Source organism: Mesorhizobium abyssinicae, from assembly GCF_049887195.1.
GTDB lineage: Bacteria > Pseudomonadota > Alphaproteobacteria > Rhizobiales > Rhizobiaceae > Mesorhizobium > Mesorhizobium abyssinicae.
In genome coordinates, this window is the sequence record NZ_JARAKC010000001.1 from 898726 (window position 1) to 924091 (window position 25366).

26 protein-coding genes are annotated in these 25366 nt (G+C 66.5%); 16 read left to right on the forward strand and 10 right to left on the reverse strand.

What is annotated here, in order from left to right; genetic code table 11:
• Nucleotides 1-91: 91 nt before the first annotated feature.
• Genes PU724_RS04200 through PU724_RS04220 form a run of 5 tightly spaced genes read left to right on the forward strand, consistent with a single transcriptional unit; the run spans nucleotide 92 to nucleotide 4188 of the window.
• Nucleotides 92-1078, forward strand: coding sequence for an ABC transporter permease (locus tag PU724_RS04200; protein WP_135907978.1), 987 nt, complete (start codon nucleotides 92-94; stop codon nucleotides 1076-1078).
• On the forward strand, nucleotides 1075-1905 hold the full coding sequence (locus PU724_RS04205) for an ABC transporter permease (protein WP_127312004.1): 831 nt from the start codon (nucleotides 1075-1077) through the stop codon (nucleotides 1903-1905). The genes PU724_RS04200 and PU724_RS04205 overlap by 4 nt, the downstream gene beginning before the upstream one ends.
• Entirely contained in the window at nucleotides 1902-2909 is a 1008-nt protein-coding gene (locus tag PU724_RS04210; protein ID WP_187331320.1) for an ABC transporter ATP-binding protein, read from the forward strand. Before PU724_RS04205 ends, PU724_RS04210 begins: the two co-directional genes overlap by 4 nt.
• Nucleotides 2906-3685, forward strand: coding sequence for an ATP-binding cassette domain-containing protein (locus PU724_RS04215; protein WP_354419836.1), 780 nt, complete (start codon nucleotides 2906-2908; stop codon nucleotides 3683-3685). The genes PU724_RS04210 and PU724_RS04215 overlap by 4 nt, the downstream gene beginning before the upstream one ends.
• Nucleotides 3682-4188, forward strand: coding sequence for an L-2-amino-thiazoline-4-carboxylic acid hydrolase (locus tag PU724_RS04220; RefSeq protein WP_127393018.1), 507 nt, complete (start codon nucleotides 3682-3684; stop codon nucleotides 4186-4188). Before PU724_RS04215 ends, PU724_RS04220 begins: the two co-directional genes overlap by 4 nt.
• Before the next feature lie 24 nt (nucleotides 4189-4212).
• Here the strand turns inward: PU724_RS04220 and PU724_RS04225 are convergent, their stop codons facing one another.
• From PU724_RS04225 to PU724_RS04240, 4 genes are read right to left on the reverse strand one after another with little or no spacing between them, the layout of a single operon-like run.
• Nucleotides 4213-5514 carry an NAD(P)/FAD-dependent oxidoreductase gene (locus tag PU724_RS04225; protein ID WP_127311874.1) on the reverse strand — a complete coding sequence of 434 codons (1302 nt, stop codon included), beginning with the start codon at nucleotides 5512-5514 and terminating at the stop codon, nucleotides 4213-4215.
• A 2-nt stretch (nucleotides 5515-5516) separates the two neighbouring features.
• Nucleotides 5517-6902 carry a glutamine synthetase family protein gene (locus PU724_RS04230; protein ID WP_320321010.1) on the reverse strand — a complete coding sequence of 462 codons (1386 nt, stop codon included), beginning with the start codon at nucleotides 6900-6902 and terminating at the stop codon, nucleotides 5517-5519.
• A 4-nt stretch (nucleotides 6903-6906) separates the two neighbouring features.
• On the reverse strand, nucleotides 6907-8190 hold the full coding sequence (locus PU724_RS04235) for a glycosyltransferase (protein ID WP_320321011.1): 1284 nt from the start codon (nucleotides 8188-8190) through the stop codon (nucleotides 6907-6909).
• Nucleotides 8191-8202: 12 nt separating this feature from the next.
• Entirely contained in the window at nucleotides 8203-9141 is a 939-nt protein-coding gene (locus tag PU724_RS04240) for a GntR family transcriptional regulator (RefSeq protein WP_292173220.1), read from the reverse strand.
• A 229-nt stretch (nucleotides 9142-9370) separates the two neighbouring features.
• Between PU724_RS04240 and PU724_RS04245 the strand changes: the two genes are divergently transcribed.
• The 9 genes from PU724_RS04245 to PU724_RS04285 all read left to right on the forward strand — a co-directional run bounded on the left by PU724_RS04245 (nucleotide 9371) and on the right by PU724_RS04285 (nucleotide 17451).
• Nucleotides 9371-10432 (forward strand): polyamine ABC transporter substrate-binding protein, encoded by a 1062-nt coding sequence (locus PU724_RS04245; RefSeq protein ID WP_320256100.1) that lies wholly within the window; start codon nucleotides 9371-9373, stop codon nucleotides 10430-10432.
• 101 nt (nucleotides 10433-10533) lie between these two features.
• The gene (locus PU724_RS04250) at nucleotides 10534-11376 is read left to right on the forward strand and encodes an ABC transporter permease (protein ID WP_354420156.1); all 843 of its coding nucleotides are present in this window, start codon (nucleotides 10534-10536) and stop codon (nucleotides 11374-11376) included.
• Between the two features lie 183 nt (nucleotides 11377-11559).
• A complete protein-coding gene (locus PU724_RS04255; protein WP_354419839.1) occupies nucleotides 11560-12351 on the forward strand; it encodes an ABC transporter permease in 792 nt (263 codons plus the stop codon).
• Nucleotides 12348-13421 carry an ABC transporter ATP-binding protein gene (locus PU724_RS04260; RefSeq protein ID WP_354419841.1) on the forward strand — a complete coding sequence of 358 codons (1074 nt, stop codon included), beginning with the start codon at nucleotides 12348-12350 and terminating at the stop codon, nucleotides 13419-13421. The genes PU724_RS04255 and PU724_RS04260 overlap by 4 nt, the downstream gene beginning before the upstream one ends.
• A gap of 14 nt (nucleotides 13422-13435) precedes the next feature.
• Complete coding sequence (locus PU724_RS04265) at nucleotides 13436-14710, forward strand: glycosyltransferase (RefSeq protein ID WP_354419843.1); 1275 nt, start codon at nucleotides 13436-13438, stop codon at nucleotides 14708-14710.
• Nucleotides 14707-15057, forward strand: a complete 351-nt coding sequence (locus PU724_RS04270) for a cupin domain-containing protein (RefSeq protein WP_127312210.1) — start codon at nucleotides 14707-14709, stop codon at nucleotides 15055-15057. The genes PU724_RS04265 and PU724_RS04270 overlap by 4 nt, the downstream gene beginning before the upstream one ends.
• Before the next feature lie 14 nt (nucleotides 15058-15071).
• The gene (locus PU724_RS04275; protein WP_127285931.1) at nucleotides 15072-15413 is read left to right on the forward strand and encodes a cupin domain-containing protein; all 342 of its coding nucleotides are present in this window, start codon (nucleotides 15072-15074) and stop codon (nucleotides 15411-15413) included.
• A 28-nt stretch (nucleotides 15414-15441) separates the two neighbouring features.
• On the forward strand, nucleotides 15442-15786 hold the full coding sequence (locus tag PU724_RS04280; protein ID WP_127285932.1) for a cupin domain-containing protein: 345 nt from the start codon (nucleotides 15442-15444) through the stop codon (nucleotides 15784-15786).
• Between the two features lie 156 nt (nucleotides 15787-15942).
• On the forward strand, nucleotides 15943-17451 hold the full coding sequence (locus PU724_RS04285; protein WP_354419845.1) for an aldehyde dehydrogenase family protein: 1509 nt from the start codon (nucleotides 15943-15945) through the stop codon (nucleotides 17449-17451).
• A gap of 24 nt (nucleotides 17452-17475) precedes the next feature.
• Here PU724_RS04285 and PU724_RS04290 read toward each other — a convergent pair whose 3' ends face one another.
• The 5 genes from PU724_RS04290 to PU724_RS04310 form a co-directional block, all read right to left on the reverse strand.
• Nucleotides 17476-18237: an SDR family NAD(P)-dependent oxidoreductase gene (locus PU724_RS04290; RefSeq protein ID WP_354419847.1), complete on the reverse strand. Its 762-nt coding sequence runs from the start codon at nucleotides 18235-18237 to the stop codon at nucleotides 17476-17478.
• A 10-nt stretch (nucleotides 18238-18247) separates the two neighbouring features.
• Entirely contained in the window at nucleotides 18248-19054 is an 807-nt protein-coding gene (locus tag PU724_RS04295; protein WP_354419849.1) for an ABC transporter permease, read from the reverse strand.
• Entirely contained in the window at nucleotides 19054-19917 is an 864-nt protein-coding gene (locus PU724_RS04300; protein ID WP_127310467.1) for an ABC transporter permease, read from the reverse strand. Before PU724_RS04300 ends, PU724_RS04295 begins: the two co-directional genes overlap by 1 nt.
• Nucleotides 19918-19994: 77 nt before the next feature.
• Nucleotides 19995-21158, reverse strand: a complete 1164-nt coding sequence (locus tag PU724_RS04305) for an ABC transporter substrate-binding protein (protein WP_354419851.1) — start codon at nucleotides 21156-21158, stop codon at nucleotides 19995-19997.
• Complete coding sequence (locus PU724_RS04310; protein WP_354419853.1) at nucleotides 21139-22275, reverse strand: ABC transporter ATP-binding protein; 1137 nt, start codon at nucleotides 22273-22275, stop codon at nucleotides 21139-21141. Before PU724_RS04310 ends, PU724_RS04305 begins: the two co-directional genes overlap by 20 nt.
• A 110-nt stretch (nucleotides 22276-22385) precedes the next feature.
• Here PU724_RS04310 and PU724_RS04315 point away from each other — a divergent pair, with 110 nt between their 5' ends.
• On the forward strand, nucleotides 22386-23198 hold the full coding sequence (locus tag PU724_RS04315) for a helix-turn-helix transcriptional regulator (protein WP_354419855.1): 813 nt from the start codon (nucleotides 22386-22388) through the stop codon (nucleotides 23196-23198).
• Nucleotides 23199-23215: 17 nt separating this feature from the next.
• Here the strand turns inward: PU724_RS04315 and uxuA are convergent, their stop codons facing one another.
• Nucleotides 23216-24400, reverse strand: a complete 1185-nt coding sequence (gene uxuA, locus PU724_RS04320; protein ID WP_354419857.1) for a mannonate dehydratase — start codon at nucleotides 24398-24400, stop codon at nucleotides 23216-23218.
• 176 nt (nucleotides 24401-24576) lie between these two features.
• Between uxuA and PU724_RS04325 the strand changes: the two genes are divergently transcribed.
• Nucleotides 24577-25359: an SDR family NAD(P)-dependent oxidoreductase gene (locus PU724_RS04325; protein WP_354420157.1), complete on the forward strand. Its 783-nt coding sequence runs from the start codon at nucleotides 24577-24579 to the stop codon at nucleotides 25357-25359.
• Nucleotides 25360-25366: the final 7 nt, after the last annotated feature.

Genomic DNA, 25366 nt, shown 5'->3' on the forward strand with positions numbered 1-25366 from the left:
ATCTCCCCCCAAGTGGGGGAGATGTCCGGCAGGACAGAGGGGGGCGCCGTAGAACTCGGCGTTCATGGCTTGGCCTTGGAGCGGCTTCGCCATGACCCGCGCCCTCGCCCTCATCCGCCGCCGTCTCGTCGGCAGCGTCTTTGTGCTTTCGATCGTCATCATCGGCACATTCCTCCTGCTCGAAGCTGCCCCTGGCGACGCGGTCGACGCCTACATCGTCTCGACCGGCGGCGACGCCGGCCTGATCGAGGTGCTGCGCCACCGCTGGGGCCTCGACCAGTCGGAACTGACGCGGCTCGCCAACTATCTTTGGGCGCTCTGCCATCTCGATCTCGGCCAGTCCGTCACCTTCTCGCGACCTATCCGCGACGTCATCCTCGAACGCCTGCCCACCACGCTGATCCTGATGGGCAGCGCCACCGCGCTCTCCTTCGGCCTCGGCTCGGCGCTCGGCATCTATGCCGGTGCAAAGCCCGGAAGCTTTCGCGACCGCTTCCTGTCGATCGGCTCGCTGGCACTCTATGCCGTGCCTGGCTTCTGGCTCGGCCTGGTGCTGATCGTCGTCTTCGCCGTCGACCTGCGCTGGCTGCCGATCGGCGGCATCGAGACCATCGCCTCCGCCAAGACCGGCCTTTCGCGGGCCGCCGACATCGCCACCCATCTCGTGCTGCCGGTTTCGGCGCTCGGCTTCATCTACCTCGCGCTTTACCTGCGCATGATGCGTGCCGGCATGGCCGAGGCCTGGCGGCAGGACTTTGTCCTCGCCGCCCGCGCCAGGGGGCTGTCGCGCCGACGCATCGTGCTTGCCCATGTCGCCCGCAACGCGTTGCTGCCGCTCATCACCATGCTCGGCCTGCAGTCGGCGCAGACGCTGGGCGGCAGCGTCGTCATAGAAAGCGTCTTTGCCGTACCCGGCCTCGGCCGTTTGGCGCAGGAAGCCGTCGCCGGACGCGACACGCCGCTGCTGCTCGGCATCATTCTCACCAGCGCCGTGCTCGTCATCGTGATCAACCTCCTGGTCGACCTTGCCTACGCCCTGCTCGATCCGCGCGTCGGCGCCAGTGAGGCCGGCGCATGAGCCGGCTGCATCGTTTCCTTCGCAGCCCGGAAGCGATCGCCGGAACTGCGATCCTCGCCTTGCTATTCGCCATGGCGCTTACCGCGCCGCTGCTCTTTCCCGGCGACCCGCAGGCCATCGCAGGCCCGGCATTGCTGCCGCCATTCCAAGACTGGTCGCTGCCGCTCGGTACCGACCGGCTCGGCCGCGACGTGCTGGCCGAACTGTTCCACGGTGCCCGCACCTCGCTGGCCGTCGGGCTGTCGGCGGCGGGCGCAGCACTCCTGATCGGCGCGGTGGTCGGCACGCTGGCCGGTTTTGCCGGCGGCCTGATCGACGAGGTGCTGATGCGCATCACCGATGCCTTCCAGACCGTGCCCGGCTTCCTGCTGGCGCTGGCCTTCGTCAGCATCGTCGGCCCTTCGCTTGGCGTGGTCGTTGCCGCCATCGCGCTCGGTGCCTGGACCGGACCGGCGCGCGTCGCACGCGCCGAGGTGCTGTCGATCCGCGAGCGCGACTATGTCGCCGGCGCCCGCGTCATCGGCATGCATCCGCTCGAGATCGCCTTTCGCGAAGTGCTGCCCAACGCGCTGCCGCCGGTGCTGGCGCTGTCCTCGGTGATCGTCGCGGCGGCGATCCTGACGGAAGCCGCCCTGTCCTTTCTCGGCCTGGGCGACCCCAACCGCGTCACCTGGGGCGCCATGATCGCCGAAGGCCGCGCCGTCTTGCGCACCGCGCCCTTCCTGTCGATCATTCCCGGCATCGCCCTGGTGCTGACCGTGCTCGGCGTCTACCTCGCCGGCGAAGGCGTCGTCGAGACGACGGCGGTGCGGAGAAGCCTGTCGTGACGGCGCTGCTTTCGATCCGCGATTTGACGGTGAGCTATCGCGGCGATGGCCGCGAGGTGCCGGCGCTGAGGGGCGTGAGCCTTGAGATCGAGGCCGGTGAGCGCCTGGCGATCATCGGCGAGAGCGGCTCGGGCAAGAGCACCCTGGCGCTGGCGATTGCGGGGTTGTTGGCGAGGGGTGCCAGGATTGGAGGTGCGATCGAATGGGCGATGCCGAATTTGCAAATGCCTCATTCCTTCGCGCCCCCCTCTGTCCTGCCGGACATCTCCCCCACAAGGGGGGAGATCAGCAGTTCCGTCGCCGGCACTTCTTTTTCAACGTCGATGATCGGCGAAAGCGGTAATGAGAAGGCAATCTCCCCCCTTGTGGGGGAGATGTCCGGCAGGACAGAGGGGGGCGCCGTAGAGCGCCGACCTCTTCATCTTGGCAGCGCAGTACCCCGCCTCGGCCGCGACATCGGCTTCGTCTTCCAGGACCCCTCCTCCAGCCTCGACCCGGTCATGCCCGTCGGCAAGCAGATCGCTGAAGTCGCCCTGACCCATCTCGGCCTCTCCTGGCCGCAAGCCTACGCCCATGCCAAAACCCTGCTCGAACGCGTCCGTCTGCCCGATCCCGACGCCTCCATGCGCGCCTATCCGCATCAACTCTCGGGTGGCCAGAAGCAGCGCGTCGCCATCGCCGCCGCCATCGCTGCCGGACCAAAACTGCTAATCGCCGACGAGGCGACCAGCGCGCTCGACACCATCGTGCAGGCCGAGATCGTGTCGCTCATCCGGCGGCTGGTCGCCGAGGACGGCATGACGCTGCTGTTCATCAGTCATGACATCGCGCTCGCCGCCGAGCTTGCCGAGCGCATCGCCGTGTTCCGCTATGGCGAACTGCTCGAGCTCGGCACGACGGCGCAGATCGTCAACGCCCCGCGCCACGCCTACACGCGCGCGCTGCTCGACGCTCATCTCGGCCTCGACGCCGGACCGCTGCGGCAGGCCGGAGCGCCGGCATGAGCCTGCTCGCCGTCTCCGGTCTCACCAAGCGCTATCGTCGCGGCGGCGGAACCGTCGCCGCCGTCGATGGCGTTGCGTTTGCGATCGAGCCCGGCGAGACGCTGGCGCTTGCCGGCCCGTCCGGCAGCGGCAAGTCGACCATCGCGCGGCTGGTACTCAGGCTGACCGAGCCGGACGCCGGCACCATCCAGTTCGAGGGCGCAGACTTCCGCTCGCTGGGCGGATCTGCCCTGCGTGCGAGGCGCGCGCGCCTGCAGATGGTGTTCCAGGATCCGCTCGCCGCCTTCAATCCGCGCGCCACCGTGGCGCGTGTCTTGGACGACCCCTTGCGCATTCACGGCATTGCCTCGCGCACAGAGCGCCCGCGCCGCATCGCCGCCCTGCTGGAGCGCGTTGGCCTTGGCGCCGATCTCGCGCCGCGCGCCATCCACGAGATCTCCGGCGGCCAGCGCCAGCACGTCGCCATTGCCCGCGCCATCGCCACCAAACCGTCGCTGATCGTGCTCGATGAGGCCGTGTCGGCGCTCGACGTATCGGTGCGCGGCCGGATCCTGGACTTGTTGCTCGACCTTCAGGCCACGGAACGGATCGCCTACCTTTTCATTTCGCACGATCTCGGCGTCGTCCGCGCCGTCGCCCACCGCCTCGTCATCCTCGATGCCGGCCGGGTCGCCGAAAGCGGCGATGCCCGTGCCGTCATCGGCAATCCGCAATCGGCGATCGGCAGGGCGCTGGTGGCGGCGGCGCCGAGATTGAACAGGACCACCGCACCATGACCGACCCCGACGTCAGAGCCGAAAAACTGTCCCGCGAGCTCGATTCCGCTTTCCGCAACCGGGCCGATCTCTACCGTCTCTTCCTCGACGAACTGACGGCCGAACTCGGCGCCGAGAGAGCCGAGGCTGTCATGATCCGCACCATCGAGCAGCGCGGCAAGGAAGTCGCAGCCGCGGCTTTCGCCGATTTCGGCCCCAACGATGCGCCGGCGATCGGCGAGGCGTTTCTGGCCGTCAGCCCGGATGGCGGCCGCATGTACCCGACCGATGTCGAGCGCAACGCGACCCACATCGCCTTCAAGGTGAAGCGCTGTCCGCTGAAGGACGCCTGGGTCGAGGCCGGCGTCGGCGAGGAGAAGCTCGCCACGCTCTGCCGCATCGCCGGCGCCTTCGACCGCGGCCTGTTCGAGGCGACCGGCGTGCGCTTCGCCAACGTCACTTGGACGCCAGGCCACGGCTCCGGCTGCTGCCACATCGCGCTGACCAACAGGGATGCCGGTTAGCCAGCTTGCCGTCGTCCCGCGCGCTCAGTGCTTGATGCGGTCGCGCATCGCATACCAAAGCATGCCGAGCACATAGAGCGGACCGCGCAGCGCCGTGCCGCCGGGGAACGGCAGCGGGCTAAGCGTCGAGAACAGGTCGAGCCGCGAGGCGTCTCCCGTGATCGCCTCGGCCAGCAGCTTGCCCGACAGCGTCGACAGGATGACGCCCTTGCCGGAATAGCCATGCGCGAAATAGACCTCGCCATAGTGCCCGACATGCGGCAGGCGCGACGTCGTCACCGACACCAGCCCGCCCCAGGCATGGTCGATGCGGCAGCCCTTCAGTTGCGGGAAGGTCTGTTCCATATGCGGCCGCACGAAGCCGGCAATGTCGGCCGGCGGCGACGGCGTGTAGCGCTCGCCGCCGCCGAACAGCAGCCGCCCATCCGCCGACATCCGGTAGTAGTTGACCACGAAGCGCGTGTCGGACACCGCGACGTTGGCCGGGATCACATTGCGCTTGCCCTCCAGCGGCTCGGTGGCGACGATGTAGTTGCCGACCGGCATGATGCGGCTGTTGACGCGCGGCTCCAGTCCTTGCAGCAGCGCGTCGCCCGCCAGTACGACATGCTTCGCCCGCACCGATCCTGTCGCCGTCGAGACCCTGATCGAAGGCTCCCGCTCCAGCCGCACGGCGACCGAATTCTCGTGGATGGTGACACCGGCTGCGATGGCTGCGCGGGCAAGCCCAAGCGTGTAGTTCAGCGGATGCATGTGGCCGCCGAGCGGCTCGTACATGGCGCCGTGATAGGGCGTGTCGACTTTGCCGCGCGCTTCCGCCGCCGACAGGATCTCGACGTCGCGGAAATTCATCACGCGGGCCAGGCACTCGGCCTCGTCTTCCAGGTCCTTGAGGTCGGAACTGTTCACCGCGCCGACCAGATGGCCGCTGAGCCTGAGGTCGCAGTCGATGGCGTGGCGCTCGATGATGTCGAGCACCAGCCCGCGCGCCTCGAAGGCGAGGTCGAACAGCGCCTTCGCCCGTTCCGGTCCGAAGGCCTTGACCAGGCCCTTGGCGCCCTTGCGCAAGCCGGGGATCATCTGGCCGCCATTGCGGCCCGATGCGCCCCAGCCGATCTTGCCGCCTTCGAGCAGCACCACTTTCAGCCCGCGTTCGGCGGCGTGGAGCGCCGCCGACAGCCCGGTGCAGCCGCCGCCGACGACCACAAGGTCGGCCTCGACATCGCCGATGAGCGCCGGATGATCCGGCGCCGGAATGGCGGTGGCGACATAGTAGGATTTGCCGATATCGAGACCGGAATTGAAACCCGTCGAACTGGAAACCATGGTCACACCTTGAGCAAAAGGTGGTCGCGTTCCCAGGACGTCACGACGCTCTGGAACAGGTCGAGCTCGACGCTCTTGACGCGCAGATAGGTCTGGAAGAAATCCTCGCCGAGCAGCGCCCGCACCGGCGCGCAGGCGGTGAAACGGTCGAGCGCCTCCTCCATGGTCTTCGGCAGCGTGCTCTTGATCTTGTAGGCATTGCCCGACGCTTCCGCCGAGCGCGCGATCTTCTCCTCCACGCCGAGATAGCCCGCGAGCAGCGAGCCGGCGATCGCCAGATAGGGATTGGCATCGGCCCCCGGCAGCCGGTTCTCCACCCGCCGCGCGGCGCGGCCGCCCGCCGGCACGCGCAGGCCGCAGGAGCGGTTGTCGTGCGACCATTCGATATTGGCTGGCGCGCTGTGGTTCGGACGAATGCGCCGGTACGAATTCACGTTCGGCGCAAACAGCGGTATGATTTCGGGAACGTATTTCTGCAGGCCGCCGATGAAATGGCCGAACATCGCGGTGTCGGCATCGTCGCTGCCGGCGAACAGCGTGTTGCCGGTCTCGTCGACGATCGACATGTGCAGATGCATCGAGGAGCCGGCCTGCGCCGCGATCGGCTTGGCCATGAAGGTGGCGTGCATGCCGCTCGCCTGCGCCGCCTGCCTGGTCAGGCGCTTGAACAACAGCACTTTGTCGGCCAGCGCCAGCGCATCGCCGTGTAGGAAGTTAATCTCCAGTTGCGCCGTGCCCGACTCATGGATCAGCGTATCGAGCGGCAGCCCCGCGGCCGCCGCATGCGCGTAGATGCGTTGGATCACCGGCTCGAACTCCTCCAGCGCCGCCATGTCGTAGGGATGCTGCACGCTTTCGGCGCGGCCGTTGCGCCCGGCCGGGGCGGTCAGCGGCTGGTCCGGGTCGGGATTTGGCGCGGTAAGATAGAATTCGAGCTCTGGCGCCACCACCGCCCGCCAGCCGCGCTGGCGATAGAGATCGAGTACCGCCCGCAGGGCGTGACGCGGCGAGGCCATCCACGGACGGTCGTCCATGTGGAAGGCATCGGCAAAGACATAGGCCTTGCCAGGCCCGCCGCCGGGCGCCAGGCAAAGTGTCGAGACATCCGGCACCATGCGCATGTCCGGGTCCGAATAGGCGAAGCCTTCGTCGATCGAGCCGGAATAGCGGCCGTCAATGCTGACCAGGAAGGCGCTACTCGGCAGATAGAGCGCGCGGTCTTCCAGCGCCTTCAGGAATTTCGCCGCCGGCAGCGCCTTGCCGCGCAGCACGCCGTTCATGTCGGGCACCAGGCATTCGACTTCGCTGATCGCGTGCGCGGCCAGCCAGCTTTTCGGATCGTTGGCGCCGCTCGTCGGCGGCAGGGTCGTCAGGTGGTTTTCAGGCATTTGGTCATGTCCGTATCAAAGAGAGGATCGCTTCGGCGGCCACATCCGTTCCGGGCTTCAGCGCCATCTGCGCTGCATTGTCCTTCAGGCGGGCGCGCATCGCATCGTCGGCCAGTAGGCCGAGGATCGCTCGCTCCAGTACTCCTTCGGTCCAGCCATCGCGGCCGATATGGTTGCCGACGCCGGTCTCCTCGGCGCGCCGCGCATTGTCGTGTCCGTCCCAGCAATAGGGCATGATTAGCGACGGCACGCCGAAGCGAAGCGCCTCGCAGAAACTATTGTTGCCGCCGTGATGGATGAAGAGGTCCGATTTCGCCACCACCGAGGGCTGCGGGAACCAGGCGCCGAGATAGACGTTGTCGGGCACCGCGCGATAGGCATCGCGCAGGCCGCCGACATTGACGATGAAGCGTGCGGGCAGCCGGTCGAAGACGGCAAGCATGCGCTGGATCAGGCCGACATCCATGGCGCCCAGGCTGCCGAAGCTGAGATAGACCAGCGGCCCGCCGTTGCGCGGAAAGACCGGCACCTCGAACGGCCCCTCGGAGCGGACGCAGCCCTCGAGGTAGGTAAAGCGCGCGGGGTCGAGCGGCTCGGCGCGTTCGCGGCGCACGATGGCCGGCGTCAGCAGCAGGTTGAGATCGGGCGATGCCTCCAGGAACAGGCCCCTCGGCAGCGGCGCGAGGCCTGCATCGGCGCGCAGCCGGTTGAACCGCTCATGCGCCGGGGCGACCGCCGCGAGATAGCGCGCCTCGAAGGCGGCGCGCCCGGGATCGTCGGCGGCAAGGCCGGAAAGATAGGGCGGCACCTCGGCGTCGGGCAATTCCGTCTCGGCGCAGGAGACGACGCGCACCCACGGGCAGCCGGCGCCGGCGATCGCCGGAAACATAATGACATTGTCGAGCACGACGGCGTCGGGCTTCAGCCGCGCCAGCAATTGCCTGAGCGGCGCCTCGGCCTGGACCGCCGTGTCGACGATCGCCTGCCATGTCGGCGCGACATAGGTTTCGAGCTGGTCGACCGGACTCAGCCGGAAATGCGGCAGGTGGCGGCGCACGAAAGCCTGCCAGTAGCTCTGCCGCTCGCTGTCGCTCAGCGGATCGTCGGTCGGCAGCTGGTATTCCTGAAAGCCGTAATCGGCAAAGACGCCGGAGAAGCCAGCATGGCAGATGAAGACCGGCCGGGCGCCCCTAGCTCGCAAGGCCTGCGCGATGCCGACGCAATTGAGCGCCGCGCCGAAGCTCGCTTCGGGAAACAGCGCTATGGTCGGGCTGGCTTTGCGCGTCACGATGGTCCTCGGTCAATCCGGCCGGCTGATCATGCCGAACAGCGCCGGCGCGCCGCGGCTCGCCGCCCGCGGCCGCTGGCTGCGCGACAGCCTGAGATGCACACGCAACAGATCGGCGGCAACCTCATACTGCCGGCTTTCCAGATGATCGAGTATGGTGAGGTGCTCGCGCAGCGACTGCTTGAGCCGGAACACGTTGACGCCCGCATAGATGCCGGGCAGCCGGCGCAACCGGAGATGATCGGACAGCGCGTCGGTGATGAACCGGTTGGCCGAGCCGTCGGCGATCATGCCGTGGAACTCGATGTCCAGCCGTTGGAATTCCCTGGTGTCGAAGGCCGCATCGGGCTGCGCCATCAGCGCCTCCATGCCCTGCCGAAGCGCCGCCGCCCGCGCGCCGTCGAGGCTGAAGCCCGGCGTCAATATGGCGGCGGGCTCCAGCAGCAGCCGGAAGTCGTAGCTCTCGCCCTGCGCTTCGGGATCGTCGGGCGCCCGGCGAAACAGCCAGGACTGGCCCGGCGCGCGGTCGACGAGATTCTCTTCAGTCAGTCTCTGAAGCGCTTTTAGTACCGTCTTGCGTTCCGCATCGTAGCGCCGCATCAGCCCGCTGACGGTTACCGTCTGGTCCAACCGCCGCGCCGAGCGGTCGCGCAGGATCGCCTCGGCCAGTTCGTCTTCCTCCGTATTCGGCAATTCGGCGGCGACAGCCCCTTGCGCCGCGAGGTCGATGGCGAGGCGGTAGCCTGTGGCGGCTTCCCAGCGCACCACGCCCTGTTCGGTGAGCAGGCGCAGCGCCGCCCGCACCGGAGTCCGCGAAACGCTGCAGAGCGAGGCGATCTGTTGCTCGGGAAGGTGGGCGCCGGGCGCGAAGCCGCGCTGCCTGGCAACGTCCAGGATGCGCTGCGCGAGATCGAGATGGTTGGTGCGAGGTCGCCTGGCTGCCGCTTGCATGACTTGTTCTCGTGGATCGGTGCGACCCCGGTTTGGCCGATCGTCCCCGCCGAGGCAATCGGCCAGATTCCGGAGCCGCCTGCCAAATTATGGATTGACGTACTTTTTTCTGCAATAGTACTGTCACTGCAATCGGCAACAAAAGACCGGGGAACGGGATCGAGCCCGCGGCGGGAACCGCGAATGCCGGTCCGCCAACGAATTTGACCAACCGGAATGGGAGACTGTCATGACCACCGCCCTGCGGCACCGTTCGTTCAGAACGTCTTCAATCGCGCTCGGCTTCGCTCTGGCGCTTTCGGCGCCGGCGGCCGCCGCCGACCTCGTCATCTCCAACTGGGACGGCTACATGGCGCCCGACGCCATGGCCGCCTTCAAGACCGCGACCGGTGTTGCCGGCGAGGTCGTGGTCCACGCCACCAATGAGGAGATCATGGGCAAGCTCGTTGCCTCCGGCGGCAAGGGCTATGACGTGGTCTTCGTCTCCTCGCCCTTCGCCGAGGTGCTGAACAAGCTCGGCCTGACCGAGCCGATCGACCATGCCCAGGTCCCCAACCTCGCCAATCTCTATCCGGAGGCGACCAAGCTGCCGCACGATGTCGGCAACGCCTTCTCGGTGCCCTACACCTGGGGCACCACAGGCCTCTGCTACCGCTCGGACCTGGTCAAGGCCGCGCCGACCAGCTGGAGCGACCTGCTGGCGCCTTCCGACGACCTCAAGGGCAAGACCACCATGCTGGCGACCGACCGCTGGCTGCTGGCCGCCGGCCAGCTTGACAAGGGTTTCTCCGTCAACGAGACCGATCCGGCCAAGATGGCCGAGGTCAAGGACCTGCTGATCTCGGCCAAGAAGACCCTGCTCGCCTATGACGACACCACCTTCTATTCGAAGCTGGTGTCCGGCGAGGCACTGATGGTGCAGGCCTGGGACGGCTGGTGCAATTACGGCATCGCCGAAAAGCCCGAGATCAAATACGTCATCCCGAAGGAAGGCTCGGACCTCTGGGTCGACACGATGGTGGTGATGAAGGCTTCCGAGCACAAGGACGCCGCCTTCAAGTTCATCAACTTCATGCTCGACGCCAAGAACCATGCCTGGGCGGCCCAGAACATCGACTACAAGGTGCCGAACAAGCCGGCGATGGAGAGCCTGCCGGCCGACTTCCTGGCTAAATTCCCCAACATGGCGATGCCGGTGGCCGACCTCGTCAAGTTCGAGCAGTTGCGCGACGTCGGCGACGCCCAGCGCGACTATTCCAAGATCGTCAGCGAGATCAAGGCCGCGCAGTAGGCGCTTGCAGCCCGGAGACAATGGCCGATGGCGGGCTGTCGCCGTCGGCCGCTGAGCGGTATCGAAAATTGTCCCAGACCAGACTTCGCTCCAACCTGCTGATGGCGCCGGCTTTGGCCTGGCTGACCGCGCTCATGGTCGTGCCATGCGCGCTGGTGCTTGCGCTCGCCTTCTTCCGGCGCGGCATTTATGGCGGCATCGAATACACCTTCACGCTGGAGAATTTCAGCCAGGTCCTCGACCCGCTCTACGCCGGCATCTTCCTCAACTCGGCGCGCATCGCCGGCACCGCGACGCTGATCGCGGTCATCATCGGCTACGCCGCTGCCTATGCGATATCAGCAGCGCCCCGCCGACTGCAGCCGGTCTTCCTGTTCTTCGCCGTGCTGCCGTTCTGGTCGAACTATCTGATCCGCACCTATGCCTGGATCGTGCTGCTCAACCGCGAAGGCCTCGTCACCCAGCTGCTGCGCTGGATCGGCTATGCCGGCGAGCCGCCGTCGATGCTCTACACCGAGGGCGCCGTCATCGCCGGCCTGGTCTACAACTACCTGCCCTTCGTCATCCTCGCCTGCTACGCGCCGCTGTCGCGCCTTAACCCGGAGCTGGCGGAGGCCTCGCGCGACCTCGGCGCTTCGGCGCTGACCACCTTTCGCCGCGTCATCCTGCCCCTGACGGTGCCGGGCATCGCCGCCGGCGCGGTCTTCGTCTTCGTGCTGTCGATCGGCAATTTCGTCACCCCCGCTCTGCTCGGCGGCGGCCGCTTCCAGATGATCGGCAACCTGGTCTACGACCAGTTCCTGACCGCCAATGACTGGCCGTTCGGCGCCGCCCTTGCGATGGCGCTGATCGCCATCATGCTCGCGGTGCTGATGGCGCAGGCCCTGCTTGCGGACCGCGCCGCCGGCCGAACCAGGGAAGCCGAGGGAGGCGCCGATGGCTGAGCGCTCTCTTGCTTCCTTCTCCCCGTTCACGGGGAGAAGGTGCCCCGAAGGGGCGGATGAGGGGCGGCGCCAGCCTTTGCGACGCTCAGCGCTGCCCCTCATCTGCCTGCCGGCATCTTCTCCTCGCAAACGGGGGGAGCAAGGCTGTCCGGCCACTCGCCTCCTGACCGTCGGAGGGCAGCCATGACGTCATCGCCTGCCCGCCTTCTCGGCCTGCGGACGATCCTCGTCCTGGTCTTCGCCTTCCTCTACATCCCGATCGCCGTGCTGGTGGCACTCTCGTTCAATGCGGGCGGACTGCCGACGGCATGGTCCGGGTTCTCGCTGAAATGGTACACCTCGCTCGCCGGCAATGCGGCGATCCTGCAGGCAGCGCTGAACACCCTGATCGTGGCGCTGGTTTCGACCGCCATCGCCACGCTGCTCGGCACGCTGCTGGCGATCGGCATCGAGATGCGCCGGCAGTACGGCAAGGGTCTCGAGGCACTGATCTTCGCGCCGATGATCATCCCCGACATCGTGCTCGCCATCGCGCTGCTGTCGTTCTTCGCCATGCTTGATGTCACCATGGGCCTGCACACCATCATTCTCGCCCATGTCGTCTTCAACCTCGCCTTCGTCTGCTCGGTGGTGCGCGCGCGGCTGAAGAGCTTCGACTGGTCGATCGTCGAGGCCTCCGCCGATCTCGGAGCGTCCGCGCTCACCACCTTCCGACGGGTGACCTTGCCGGTGATCCTGCCGGCGGTGGTCGCCGGCGCGCTGCTCGCCTTCACGCTCTCGGTCGACGAGTTCATCATCGCCTTCTTCACCGCCGGGGCCGGGCGCGCCTCGACCACGCTGCCAATGCAGATCTATTCGATGATCCGCTTCGGCATCACGCCGGAGATCAACGCACTGGCGACCATCGTCATGGCGGTCTCGATCACCGCGCTCACCCTTTCGCAGCGGCTCAATCGTGGGGTCATCGGCCAATGAGCGAACCGCGCACGCTGCTTCGGATCGATCGCGTGTCGAAGAATTTCGGCCGCGTGAGGGCCGTCGACGGCATTTCGCTCGACATCCGCGAGAATGAGTTCTTCGCCCTGCTCGGTCCCTCCGGCTGCGGCAAGACAACGCTGCTGCGCATGCTGGCCGGCTTCGAGACGCCGAGCGACGGCCAGATTCTGCTCGACGGCCGCGACATCGCCCGCACGCCGCCCAACAAGCGACCGGTCAACCTGATGTTCCAGTCCTATGCGCTGTTTCCGCATATGAGCGTCAGGGCCAACGTCTCCTACGGCCTCGAAATGGAGCGCCTGCCGGCGGCCGAGATCCGCAGCCGCGTCGACGCCATCCTGGCGACGACCGAGCTGGTGCCCTTCGCCGACCGCAAGCCGGAGCAATTGTCGGGCGGCCAGAAGCAGCGCGTCGCGCTCGCCCGCGCTCTGGTCAAGCGGCCGCGCCTGCTGTTGCTCGACGAGCCGCTCGGCGCGCTCGACAAGAAACTGCGCGGCGCCATGCAGCTCGAATTGAAGCGCCTGCAGCACGAGGTCGGCATCACCTTTGTCATCGTCACCCACGACCAGGAGGAATCGCTGGTCATGGCCGACCGCATGGCGGTGCTGAAGGACGGCAGGCTGCTGCAATGCGACACGCCGCACGCGATCTACGAGCATCCTTCCGACCGCTTCGTCGCCGACTTCATCGGCGTGATGAATTTTGTTCCCGGTCGTGTTGACGGCAACGGCGTCCAGGCGACGAATGGCACGAAGATCACCGGCAAGGTTCCGGCGACACTTTCGTCGGGCGCCTCGGCTGTCGCGGCTGTGCGGCCCGAACGCATCCGGCTGTTTCCGTCGCCCGACACCGCCAACCGCGTTGCCGGCACGGTCGAGGCGCTCGCCTATCAGGGCCTCGACCTGCAGGTGCATGTCCGCACCGCGCTGTCGGAAAAGCCGTTCCTGGTGCGCGTCACCGCCGATGCCGCCGACCGCCGGCCGGTTGCCGCCGGCGACCGGATCGAGCTCGGCTGGGACGCCGCCTATGTCAGAATTTTCGCAGATTGATGGAGATTGAAACCATGGCGCAGAAGACCATCGCGTTTTTCCCGGAAGCGGCCTTTGGACCGGCGCTCAATTCCGTCGGCATCGCCCAGGCGGTCGAGGCGCGCGGCCACAGGGCGGTGTTCCTGTCCGACCCCGGCTTCGTCGACGTCTACAAGGGCTACGGCTTCGAGGCGCATCCGGTGAACCTCTCCGAGCCGATGCCGCCGGAGCAGATGGCCAAGTTCTGGGAGGACTTCATCAACGGCCACATCCCGAATTTCCGCAAGTCGCCCTACGACCAGGTCGACAACTACGTGAAGGATTGCTGGACGGCGATCGTCGACAGCGCCAAATGGGCGCAGAAGGATCTGCCCGGCGTGCTCGACAAGATCAAGCCCGACGTCATCTCGGTCGACAACGTCATCCTGTTTCCGGCGATCAAGCAGTACGGCAAGCCGTGGGTGCGGGTCATCTCCTGCTCGGAGAACGAGATCGAGGACGAAGACATCCCGCCGCATCTCTCCGGCTGCGCCGAGGACGACCATGCCGGCCACAAGCGCTACCGCGACCATTTCAACGCGGTGATCAAGCCGATCCATGACGACTTCAACGCCTTCCTCGCCGCCAATGGCGAGGCGCCCTACCCGATCGGCCAGTTCTTTGAGGCCTCGCCCTATCTCAACCTGCTGCTCTATCCGCAAGCGGCGAAGTTCAAACGCCGGCACCCGCTCGACCCGGCGAAATTCCAGTATCTCGAGGGCTGCGTGCGGCAAGAAAAGCCCTACGCAATACCGACCTTCGCCAGGAACAATGACGGACCACTGCTCTACGTCTCGTTCGGCAGCCTGGGAGCCGGCGACGTCGACCTTCTGAAGCGCATCATCGCTGCGCTCGGCAAGACGCGCTACCGGGCGCTGGTCAATGTCGGCGGCTACAAGGACCAATACACCGATGTGCCCGGCAACGTCATCGTCGACGGCTGGTTCCCGCAACCTTCGGTGATCCCGCAGGTCGACGCGGTGATCCACCATGGCGGCAACAACTCCTTCACCGAGTGCCTCTATTTCGGCAAGCCGGCGATCATCATGCCCTATGTCTGGGACGGTCACGACAATGCCACCCGCGTCGGCGAGATCGGCTGCGGTTTCGGCATGCCGCGCTACGACTGGAGCGATGCCGAGCTGATCGCGAAGATCGAGGCCTGCCTCACCGATCCGGCGATCAAGGCCAAGCTCGCCAAGGCATCGGCGCAGATGCAGTCGCAGAACGGCCCCGAGAAGGCTGCCGGGCTGCTGGAGCAGTTGCTGTGACCTCCTCCGCCCCGCACCTTTATCAGGCCTCGACCCGCGCCGATCTCGTCGACTGGGGCGCGCAGCCTGACGCGCTGGAAGGCGCTTCGCACTCGACCGGCAGGCTGGTGCACAAGGGTCCGAACAACCAGCCGGAATCCGGCATCTGGGTCTGCACGCCGGGACGCTGGCGGCTCAAGATCCCGCGCGACGAGCTCTGCCACTTCGTTTCAGGTCGCGCCACCTACAAATCCGACGACAGCGAGGTGATAGAGGTGACAGCCGGGACGGTGGTGCTGTTCCCGGCCGGCTGGAGCGGCGAATGCACCGTGCATGAGACCATGCGCAACGTCTACATGCTGGCCTGAGCGAGGAACTTGATATGCCGACACCGCACTGGCCGAAAGCCTCGACCGTGGAACTGGACGACTGGGGCGCCGGCGCCAACCCGATCGCCGGCTCACCACGTGCGTCGGGCAAGGTCCTGTTTCAGCATGCGGACGGATCGAGCGAATGCGGGCTGTGGTCCTGCACGCCCGGCACGCGCCACATCACCTTCGCCGTCGACGAGTTCTGTCATTTCCTGTCCGGGCGCGGCAGCTACATCCACGAGAATGGCGAGGCGATCCCGGTCGAGGCCGGGACACTGGTCTTCTTCCCAGCCGGCTGGACCGGCACTTCCGAAATCACCGAAACGCTGACCAAGGCCTTCATGTGCCGGTAAGCAGCCAAAGAAATCCAGGATAAGATCGATGACCACGCCGACCATGCAATCGCCGCTCACAATTGTCGACCTCGTCGACTGGGGCGTCATCCCGACGATGATCGAGGGCCAGTCCCACACCTCCGGCAAGCTGCTCTACAAGGGGCCGGAAGGCCGCTCGGAATGCGGCCTGTGGGTCTGCACGCCGGGCAAATGGCACTGCCACGTCACCCGCGACGAGTTCTGCCACTTCCTTGAGGGGCGCTGCACCTATGTGCATGAATCCGGCGAGGTGATCGAGATCGAGCCTGACACGGCGGCGTTCTTTCCGCAGGACTGGAAGGGCGTCTGCACCGTCCATGAAACAATCAAGAAGGTCTACATGATCCGCTGAGCCTTCTTGACAATTCTACCCTGCCGGACACCTGACGCGACTTTCTGCGCTTCCGGTGCTCACGGACCTGAATGTCCGCTGCGCCCCGGTGCTCGAAAGCCGCGCCATCTGCCTCGGCAGGGCGAATTCTCAAAAAGGCTCCGCCAGGAGGATACGATGCAGTTCTCGCCCGACCGTCCGGTATACTTCGTCAATCCGGACTACCGGCCGCCCACCGGTGCGCAAAAACCGGTGATCGATCCGGCAACGCTGGAGACGGTCGGTGCCATCGCTTCGGCCAGCGACGGCGAGATCGATGTCGCACTGACCGCCGCGACGAGGGCGCAGGCGGCGTGGAAAAGACTCGATGCCAAGAGCCGCGCCAAACATTTGCACGCGGTGGCCAATGCCATCGAGGCGGGGGACTTTACCCGCTGCGCCGAGCTGATGGTGCGCGAGATGGGCAAGCCCTATCCGGAAGCGATCGGCGAGATCGCCAATTGCGCGCCGATCTTTCGTTATTATGCCGAGATGGCGCGAGACGAGGCCGGCAAGGTCGCCGGCACGACACAGGCGGGTTCCTTCCAGTATGCGCGCTACGAGCCGTACGGCGTCTCGGTCCACATCATGCCCTACAACTTCCCGATCCTGCTGATGTGCTGGACGGTGGCGGCCTCGCTCGCCGCCGGCAATGCCTGCGTGATCAAGCCGGCGGAGGCGACGACGCTGTCGACGCTCGACTACATGACGGTGTTCCGCTCGCTGCCCGAAGGCCTCGTCTCCTGCCTGCCCGGCGGAGCCGCCACGGCGCAGGCGCTGATCGCCTCCGACCGCACCCATGCGGTCGCCTTCACCGGCTCGGTCGCCGCCGGCAAGGCCGTCGCAGTGGCGTGCGCCGAGCGCATGAAGCCTTGCGTCATCGAGGCCGGCGGCAGCGATCCGCTGATCATCTCGCAGCACGCTCCGCTCGACGTCGCAGCGGCCGGCTCCGTCACCGCCGCCTTCCACCTGACCGGCCAGGTCTGCACCTCGGCCGAGCGCTTCTTCGTCGTCGATGCCGTGCACGACCGCTTCGTCGATCTGTTCGCCACAAAGACCCGCGCGCTGAGGATCGGTAACGGCCTGGACAGGACCGAGATCGGCCCGCTGGTCAGCGAAGACGCACGCGCCAAGGTCATGCGCCTGGTCGACGACGCGGTTCGCAACGGCGCCAGGGCGGTGACGGGCGGGCGCATCCCGCCGGCGCACAACACCGGCTGGTTCTACGAGCCGACGATCCTGACCGGCGTCACCCCGGACATGGCGATCGTGCGCGAGGAATGTTTCGGGCCGGTCGCCGCGATCTGCCGCGTGAAGGATTTCGACGAGGCGATCAGGCTTGCCAATGACAGCCCCTTCGGTCTCGGCGCCTCGGTGTTCACCACCGATCTCGCCGAAGCGCACGAGTCGGCCGAACGGCTCGAGGCCGGCATGGTCTGGGTCAACAACCCGCTGATCGACAACGACGCGCTGCCTTTCGGCGGCTGGAAGGCTTCCGGCCTCGGCCGCGAGCTCGGCCGCCAGGGGCTCGACGCCTTCCGCCGCTCGAAGATGGTGATCATCGACCACAAACCCGAGATCCAGGGCTGGTGGTACCCTTACCCGGACAGCTGGTTTCGCGACACCGGCGGCCGCAAGCACGTGTAAGGCGAGCCGGGGGGACGCCCTGGCTCAGCCGATGCTTTCGCCGCCGTCGACCACCAGCGCCTGCCCGGTCATGAAGGACGAGCGGTCGGAGACGAGGAACAGGATCGCTTCGGCGATCTCGTCGGCGCTTGCCCAGCGCCCCATCGGGATCTTGGTCCGGACATAGTTTTCGATCGCTTCGCGCCCGCCCATCTGGGCGATGAACGGCTCGTTGAACGGCGTGTCGACCCAGCCAGGGCAAAGCGCGTTGATGCGGACATTGTGCCTGGCATAGTCGAGCGACATCTGCCTGGTCATCGCCACCACCGCATGCTTAGACGTCGCATAGGCGATCATCTCGCGGTCGTAGAAGACCCCCGAATTCGAGGCGGTGTTGAGGATGACGCCGCCGCCCTGCGCGATCATCGTCGGCATGACCGTCTTGGCCGCGAGGAACTGCGCCCGCACGTTGATGCGCCACGAGGCATCCATGCCGTCGACGCCGACTTCGACGAGCGAGCCGCCGACCTGGATGCCGGCATGGCTGTGCAGGATGTCGATCCGGCCATGCCTGCCGAGCGTGCCGGAGATCAGCGCCTCGACCGCGGCATCGTCGCCGACATCGGTCGCGACCGCTTCGGCGCGGCCGCCGGCTTGGCGGATGTCGGAGGCGACGGCCTCGCCGGCGGCCCGATCGCGGTCGGCGATCACCACTGTCGCCCCTTCCCTGCCCATGATCGTGGCGCCGGCGCGCCCGATGCCGGACCCGGCTCCGGTCACGACGGCGATGCGGTCTTTCAGGATCATGATCGGTCTTTCACTGTTTTCTTCGGCGCAGCTGCCACTGGGCAAGCACCACGAGCAGGACCGATGCGACGAGCACGATGGTCGCGACGGCGTTGATTTCCGGCGTCACGCCGCGGCGTATCGAGGCGAAGACGTAGATCGGCAGCGTCGTCTGCGCGCCGGCGACGAAGAAGGCGATGATGAAGTCGTCGAACGAGAAGGTGAAGGCGAGCAGGAAGCCGGCGATCACCGCAGGCATGATCTGCGGCAGCACGATCGAGCGGAACGTCGTCAGCGGCGTGGCGTAGAGATCGCTCGACGCCTCGACCAGGTTGCGGTCGAGACTGCCAAGGCGCGTGCCGACGATCATCGCCACCAGCGCCATCGAGAACAGGCCATGCGCGGCGATGATCGAGCCGTAACCGAGCGCCAGGCGCGGCGGCTCGTCGCCCGGCCACAACTCGGCGAGGAACGGATTGACGACGCCGAACAGCTGCACGAGCGCGACCAGCGTCGAGATCCCGATGACGACGCCGGGAACGACGATCGCGGCGCCCAAAAGCCCGTCGAAGACAGCCCGCGTCCGCGCCCCAACGCGCTGCAGGCCGAGCGCGGCGGCGGTGCCCGCGACCGCCGCCAAAAGCGCGCTGGTGGTGGCGATGAACAGGCTGTTCTTCAGCGCCTCGACCAGGAACGGGTTGGACAGCGCCTTGCCGTACCATTGCGTCGAGAAGCCGGTGAACTCGCTGGCATGGTGGCCGGCGTTGAAGGAGAACAGCACCACCAGCGCGATCGGCAGGTAGAGGAAGGCAAAGACGGCAACGACGAAGGCGCGCATCAGATCAGGTCCACCCGGCGCGCGCCCGACAGCCGGGCCGAGATGCGGTTGGCGGCAATCAGCACCACCACCGAGACCAGCACCAGCGTGATGGCGATGGCCGAACCGAACGGCCAGTTGCGCGACTGCAGGAACAGGTCGACCAGCGCGTTGCCGATAAAGAACACCTTGCCGCCGCCGAGCAGAGTCGGGATCAGATATTCGCCGAGCAGGAGGATCATCACCAGCGAGAAGCCGGTCATCACGCCGGGCAGCGACAGCCGGAGCGTGACACCGAGGAAGGTCGACAGCGGCGTCGCGCCGAGATCGGCGGAGGCTTCCAGCAGCCGCCGGTCGAGCCGCTCCAGGCTGACATAGATCGGCAGGATCATCAGCGGCAGATAGCCGTAGACGATGCCGAGCAGCACCGCGCCCGGCGTGTTGATCAGCCGGACGTCCTCGATGCCGACATAGGCGAGCAGGGCCGGAATGCCGCGTCCGCCCAGCACATACATCCAGGCATAGGTGCGCATCAAAAGGCTGGTCCAGAACGGGATGACGACGAGCGCCAGCAGGATCAGCCGCCAGCGCTCCGGCGCGCGCAGCGCCAGATAGTAGGCCACCGGATAGGCGACGAGCAGGCAGGCGAAGGCGCCGACCGGCGCCAGTACCATCGTGTTCCAGAACGCGGTCGCCCGCGCCGGCAGGTTGGCGTATTGCGCAAGCGTGAAAGCTGCCTGGTAGCCTCCCTCGGGCGCCCGCTCGCCGACGCTGAAGATAGCGATGGCGACGAACGGCAGGACCAGGAATACCACCAGCCACAGCGTCGCCGGCGCCAGCAGCAGCGCGGTCATGAGGTTTTTGCGAAGAAGGGTGCCGCGCATCGAAAAAGCCGCTTCGGTGCCGGCGGGCAATTGCCCGCCGGTCGCGTTGCCTGGATCGGGTTTGTGGCCGGTTCCGCTCAAGCCGACTTGAAGCGCGCCATCAGCTCGGCGCGCCCCGGATCGGTGAGCGTCGCGGCGGCGCCGAACTCCAGCGGCTTCAACAGGTCCGCCGCCGGATAGAGGATCGGATTGTCCAGCACCTCCTTCGGCAGCAGCGCGTTGACCCGCGCGTCGGTCGAGGGCGCGCCGTTGGCCAGATGCTCCTTCACCGCCACCTTCGGGTTCATCAGGTAGTTGAGCAGCGCATATCCGGCAGGCTTGTTCGGCGCGTCCTTCGGGATGGCGTAGAAGTCGGTCCAGATCTCGCCGCCTTCCTTGCCCAGAACATAGGCGATTTCGGGAATATCGCGGTTGAGCTGCGCCCCGTCATTGGTCCAGCACATCGTCATCCAGGCATCGCCGGCGCGCATCGACGGCTGATAGTCACTCGACACCGCGAACAGATGCGGCTTGACCTTGAGCAGCAGTTCCTCGGCCTTGGCGAGCTCGTCCTGCTTCAGCGAGTTGAACGAATAGCCGTAATATTTCAGCGCATTGCCGATCGTGGTGAGCTGATAGTCATGCACCATGGTGCGGCCGTCGCCTTCCGCCATTGCGGTGTCCCAGAACTCCTTCCAGCTCGACATCGGCTTGGTCAGCTTCTTGGTGTTGACCGAGAATCCCGTCGTGCCCCAGTTCTTCGGCACGGCGTAGGTCGTGCCGTCGATCGTGCCTTCCGCGGTGAAGCGGGCATCCTCCTGCGAACCGTCGAAATTGCCGAGCTTGGCCATGTCGAGCGCTTCGATGATGTCGAGCTTCTTGTAGGTCGAGATCGTGTAGTTGGTCGGCACGAACAGGCTCCAGCCCGAGCCGCCGGCCTGCAGCTTGGCCAGCATCTCCTCGTTCGAGCCGAAGACGTTGACCTCGACGGCAACGCCGGTCTCGGCCTTGAAGCTCTCGAACGTCGCCGGGTCGTGATAGTTCGGCCAGGTGGCGATCGACATGCGGTCGCCGAGGTTTTCGGCGGCGTAGGCCGGCGTCGGCATGATGCCGAGCTCGCGCGCCATCACCGCGGTGGCGACGCCAAGGCCGGTGAGGCCGAGGAATTCGCGCCGGCCGATCGAGCCGCGCTTCAGGCGCATCAGCTGGTCGACGAATTTCTCGGGGCTTATTGGCAGTCCGTCACGATAGGATTTCGACATGGTGGTTTTCCCTCTGGTTGGTCCCGTTGTTCTTGGGTTGCGGAAACGCCAGCGGCGCCCCGGCGGCAAAGCCGATGGCGACGGGTTCGCCCGGCTTGAAGAGGTTGTCGCGGCCGATCTGGTGATCGGCCTTGGCGAGCAGTGATCCGATGCCCTCGACCTCGATCGCATATTCGGCGGTCGAGCCCAGGAAGATGCGGTTACGCACGATGCCCTTCAGGCTGCCGCTTCCGGCCGCGCCGAGGCTGAGCGTCTCGGGCCGCAGCGACACCGACACCGCCTCGCCTCGGCTGAGCGGCGCCCGTTTGCGCGCGGAAATCACCGTGCCATCGGCGAGTGCGACATCGACGAGATCGCCCGACAGGGCCGCCACCGTGCCGCTCAACAGATTGGTCTTGCCGACGAAATCGGCGACGAACAGGTCGGCCGGCTCGTCGTAGATCTCGTTCGGCTGTCCGAGCTGGACGATGCGCCCGCCATTCATGACGCAGACGAGGTCGCTCATCGACAGCGCTTCCTCCTGGTCGTGCGTGACCAGAACGAAAGTGATGCCGATCTCGCGCTGCAGGTTCTGCAGCTCGATCTGCATGTCGGTGCGCAGCTTCTTGTCGAGCGCGGCCAGCGGCTCGTCGAGCAACAGCACCGCCGGCTTGTTGACCAATGCGCGTGCCAGCGCCACGCGCTGCTGCTGGCCGCCGGAAAGCTCGTGGATCTTGCGGCGGCCATAGCCGGCGAGCCGCACCATGGCGAGCGCCTCGCCCGCCCTCTGGCTGATCTCGCGCGACGACAGCCTGGGCCTCGCCTGGCGCAGTCCGTAGGCGATGTTGTTCTCGACATCGAGATGCGGAAACAGCGCGTATTGCTGGAACACCATGTTGACCGGGCGCCGGTAGGGCGGCGTGCCGGCCATGTCGCGGCCGCGGATCAGCACCTGGCCTTCGCTCGGCTGCTCGAAGCCGCCGATCATGCGCAGGCACGTCGTCTTGCCGCATCCGGACGGCCCGAGCAAGGCGACAAAGGCCGATGGCGGGACGGCAAGGTCGATGCCGCCGACCGCCGTAACCGCGCCATAGCGCTTGGTGACCGCGCGAAACTCGATATCGGGCACTGCAGTCAAAGGCGGGCTCCAGGGCGAGTTGATTTCGAAACGCTACCAGAGCCAATGCCGGCTAGTATATACCTCGCAGGTGGTATATTTGATCTATTTTATCGTTTAGAGGGGTATGAATGGCCGTTTCCCGCAGCGATGACTACAATGGGCTCGGCGCCGTCATCGCCGCGACGCGCGAGGCCGGCGGCGATCATTTCGGCCGCGCCATGGTCGGCTGGCTGCGCGGCCATGTCGGCTTCGATCACTGTGTCGTCTTCGGCTATCGCGGGGCTGCCCGCCCGCCGCTGCTGTTCGAGACCTTCTCGCCGGCCGAGAGCCACGTCTTCGTCGCGCTCTATCAGGAGGGCCCCTATCTGCTCGACCCGTTCCATCACGCGGCGGTCGAGCGCAAGGAAGGCTTCTGGCGCATGCGCGAGCTGGCGCCGGACCGCTTCTATGCCAGCGAATATTACCGCTCCTACTACAGCCAGACCAAGCTCGCCGAGGAGGTCGGCTTCTTCGTTCCACTGCCGGGCAAGGACGCGCTGGTGCTCTCGCTGATGCGGCTCCGCGCCTCGGGCCCGTTCGGGACCGCCGACGCCAGGCTGCTGCGCGACATGGCGCCGGCGGTGATCAGCCTCGTCAGGCTGCGCTGGCCTGGCCTGCCGGCCGACGAGCCGGCGACGACGCCGCGCGGCGAGGCGGCGGCTGTTCCCAGCGAATTCGACCGCGCGCATATCTGGAAGAGCCTGTCGCTCACTTCACGCGAAAAGCAGGTGGTCGACCTCGTGCTTCAGGGCCACTCGACGGAATCGATCGCGCGGGCGCTGAGGATCGTGCCGGGAACCGTCAAGGTCCACCGCCGCAACATCTACCGCAAGCTCAAGATCAAATCGCAGGCCGGCCTCTTCGCGCGCTTCGTCGAGATCATTGACGCGCAGATCGGCTGAGCGAACCAAGCCTGGCCTCAGGCCAGTTCGAACCGCTCCACCGCCCGCATGATGCCGCGCAATTCGGCAAGGCCCTTGAGCCGCCCGATCAGCGAATAGCCGGGGTTGATCCTGGTCTTGCCGATGTCGTCGGCAAGCAGATGGCCATGGTCCGGACGCATCGGGATGCGCCAGTCGGACCGGCCTTCCTTGCGCCGGCGCGCCTCCTCCTTCATCAGCGCCAGGATGACCGCCGCCATGTCGGTCGAGCCCTCCAGATGCTCGGCCTCGTAGAAGGAGCCGTCCGCTTCGCGCGTCACGTTGCGCAGATGCGCGAAATGGATCCTCGGCGCGAATTCCCCGATCATTGCGACAAGATCGTTGTCGGCGCGCACGCCGTAGGAGCCGGTGCAGAAGGTCAGGCCGTTGGCCGGGCTGTCGACCGTCTCCAGGATGAAGCGCGCGTCGGCGGCGGTGGAGACGACCCGCGGCAGCCCGAACAGCGAGAAGGGCGGATCGTCCGGGTGGATGCACATGCGCGCCCCGACCTCCTCGGCGACCGGGATGATCTCCTTCAGGAACCAGGCCAGGTTGGCGCGCAGTTCCGCCGGGCCGATCGCGTCGTAATCGGCGAGCGCCTCGCGCATCGTCTCGCGATTGTACTTGCGCTCGGTGGCCGGCAGGCCGGCGATCAGGTTGCGCTCGACCTTTTCGATCTGCGCGTCGCTGAGCGATTTCAGCCGCGCTTCAGCTTCCTTGAGGCGTGCCTGGTTGTAGCTCGCCTCGACATTCTTGCGCTTCAGCACGAAGACGTCATAGGCGGCGAAGTCGATCGCATCGAAACGCAACGCGTAGCCGGTGGTCGGCAGCCGGTACATGAGATCGGTGCGCGTCCAGTCGACCACCGGCATGAAATTGTAGCAGATGGTGGCGATGCCGGCCTTGGCCAGCGCCCTGATTGTGTCCTTGTACCAGCCGGCATAGCGCTGCCGCTCCGCCGACCCGATCTTGATCGAGTTGTGGACGGGAATGCTCTCCACCACCGACCAGGTGAGCCCGGCCGCCTCGACGATGCGCTTGCGCTCGAGGATGGCGTCCAGCGGCCAGGCGCTGCCGTCATAGATGTTGTGCAAGGCCGTCACGATGCCGGTCGCTCCGGCCTGCTTGATATGGTCGAGCGTGACCGGATCGTCCGGCCCGTACCAGCGCCAGCATTGTTCCATGGGTGCCTCTTTCCTGATTCCGGCGGACCTTATTGTCGGCCTTGACGGCGAGTCAAATCGGGCAGCCAAAGTCGACGGGACGCGCGTTCTTGTCGCCCGTCATCCAGCGCATTATGAGGATCGGCAACGGCGTCGCGCGCCGGCAATTCACGGCGGACAATCACGGAGTGTCGGCAATGAAGGATTTCGACGGCAAGGTCGCCCTGGTGACCGGAACGACCGGCATCGGCCTGGCAAGCGCCAGGCGCCTGGCGGCGGGCGGAGCGGCGATCGTCGCGCTCGGCATCGACGAGCACGCCAATGCAGCGATGCAGGCCGAATTCGACCGGAACGGCGCCCCAGTGCTGGTGGCGACTGTCGATGTGTCCGTGCCGGACCAGGTCGCCCAGGCGATCGCCGACGGTGTCGGCCGCTTCGGCGGGCTGGACGTCATCGTCAACTCCGCGGCCGTCCATCCCTACGGCACCACCACCAGCACCGATTTCGAGACCTGGAACCGGGCGATGTCCGTCAATGTCGGTTCCATCTACCTCACCGCCCACTACGGCATCCCCGAGATGATCAAGCGCGGCGGCGGCGCCATCGTCAACGTCGCATCGGTGCAAGGCACTGCCTGCCAGCAGAACGTCGCCGCCTATGCCACCACCAAGGGCGCCATCCACACGCTGACGCGCTCGCTGGCGCTCGACTATGCCCGCCAGGGCATCCGCGTGAATTCGGTCAGCCCGGGGTCGGTCCGCACGCCGATCCTCGAAAGGGCCGCGCGCGGCGACGACCCGAATGCCGACATCGAGGCGGCCTTCAAGCGCTTCGGCGAGGCGCACCCGCTCGGCCGCATCGGCGAGCCGGAGGAAGTGGCCGAGCTCATCGCCTTCCTGTGCTCGTCCAAGGCAAGCTTCTGCACCGGCGCCGACTACAGGATCGATGGCGGCCTGCTGGCCGGCATTGGCGTGAGATGAGGGCATC

Bases quoted from the DNA above. Each gene is read 5' to 3' on its own strand.
- PU724_RS04220 (WP_127393018.1), top strand. From the start codon at position 3,682: ATGACCGACCCCGACGTCAGAGCCGAAAAACTGTCCCGCGAGCTCGAT.
- PU724_RS04285 (WP_354419845.1), top strand. From the start codon at position 15,943: ATGCAGTTCTCGCCCGACCGTCCGGTATACTTCGTCAATCCGGACTAC.
- PU724_RS04260 (WP_354419841.1), top strand. From the start codon at position 12,348: ATGAGCGAACCGCGCACGCTGCTTCGGATCGATCGCGTGTCGAAGAAT.
- PU724_RS04205 (WP_127312004.1), top strand. From the start codon at position 1,075: ATGAGCCGGCTGCATCGTTTCCTTCGCAGCCCGGAAGCGATCGCCGGA.
- PU724_RS04300 (WP_127310467.1), bottom strand. From the start codon at position 19,917: ATGCGCGGCACCCTTCTTCGCAAAAACCTCATGACCGCGCTGCTGCTG.
- PU724_RS04315 (WP_354419855.1), top strand. From the start codon at position 22,386: ATGGCCGTTTCCCGCAGCGATGACTACAATGGGCTCGGCGCCGTCATC.
- PU724_RS04230 (WP_320321010.1), bottom strand. From the start codon at position 6,902: ATGCCTGAAAACCACCTGACGACCCTGCCGCCGACGAGCGGCGCCAAC.
- PU724_RS04200 (WP_135907978.1), top strand. From the start codon at position 92: ATGACCCGCGCCCTCGCCCTCATCCGCCGCCGTCTCGTCGGCAGCGTC.
- PU724_RS04245 (WP_320256100.1), top strand. From the start codon at position 9,371: ATGACCACCGCCCTGCGGCACCGTTCGTTCAGAACGTCTTCAATCGCG.
- PU724_RS04275 (WP_127285931.1), top strand. From the start codon at position 15,072: ATGCCGACACCGCACTGGCCGAAAGCCTCGACCGTGGAACTGGACGAC.
- PU724_RS04215 (WP_354419836.1), top strand. From the start codon at position 2,906: ATGAGCCTGCTCGCCGTCTCCGGTCTCACCAAGCGCTATCGTCGCGGC.
- PU724_RS04295 (WP_354419849.1), bottom strand. From the start codon at position 19,054: ATGCGCGCCTTCGTCGTTGCCGTCTTTGCCTTCCTCTACCTGCCGATC.
- PU724_RS04290 (WP_354419847.1), bottom strand. From the start codon at position 18,237: ATGATCCTGAAAGACCGCATCGCCGTCGTGACCGGAGCCGGGTCCGGC.
- PU724_RS04255 (WP_354419839.1), top strand. From the start codon at position 11,560: ATGACGTCATCGCCTGCCCGCCTTCTCGGCCTGCGGACGATCCTCGTC.
- PU724_RS04325 (WP_354420157.1), top strand. From the start codon at position 24,577: ATGAAGGATTTCGACGGCAAGGTCGCCCTGGTGACCGGAACGACCGGC.
- PU724_RS04305 (WP_354419851.1), bottom strand. From the start codon at position 21,158: ATGTCGAAATCCTATCGTGACGGACTGCCAATAAGCCCCGAGAAATTC.
- PU724_RS04225 (WP_127311874.1), bottom strand. From the start codon at position 5,514: ATGGTTTCCAGTTCGACGGGTTTCAATTCCGGTCTCGATATCGGCAAA.
- uxuA (WP_354419857.1), bottom strand. From the start codon at position 24,400: ATGGAACAATGCTGGCGCTGGTACGGGCCGGACGATCCGGTCACGCTC.
- PU724_RS04280 (WP_127285932.1), top strand. From the start codon at position 15,442: ATGACCACGCCGACCATGCAATCGCCGCTCACAATTGTCGACCTCGTC.
- PU724_RS04250 (WP_354420156.1), top strand. From the start codon at position 10,534: ATGGCGCCGGCTTTGGCCTGGCTGACCGCGCTCATGGTCGTGCCATGC.
- PU724_RS04240 (WP_292173220.1), bottom strand. From the start codon at position 9,141: ATGCAAGCGGCAGCCAGGCGACCTCGCACCAACCATCTCGATCTCGCG.
- PU724_RS04265 (WP_354419843.1), top strand. From the start codon at position 13,436: ATGGCGCAGAAGACCATCGCGTTTTTCCCGGAAGCGGCCTTTGGACCG.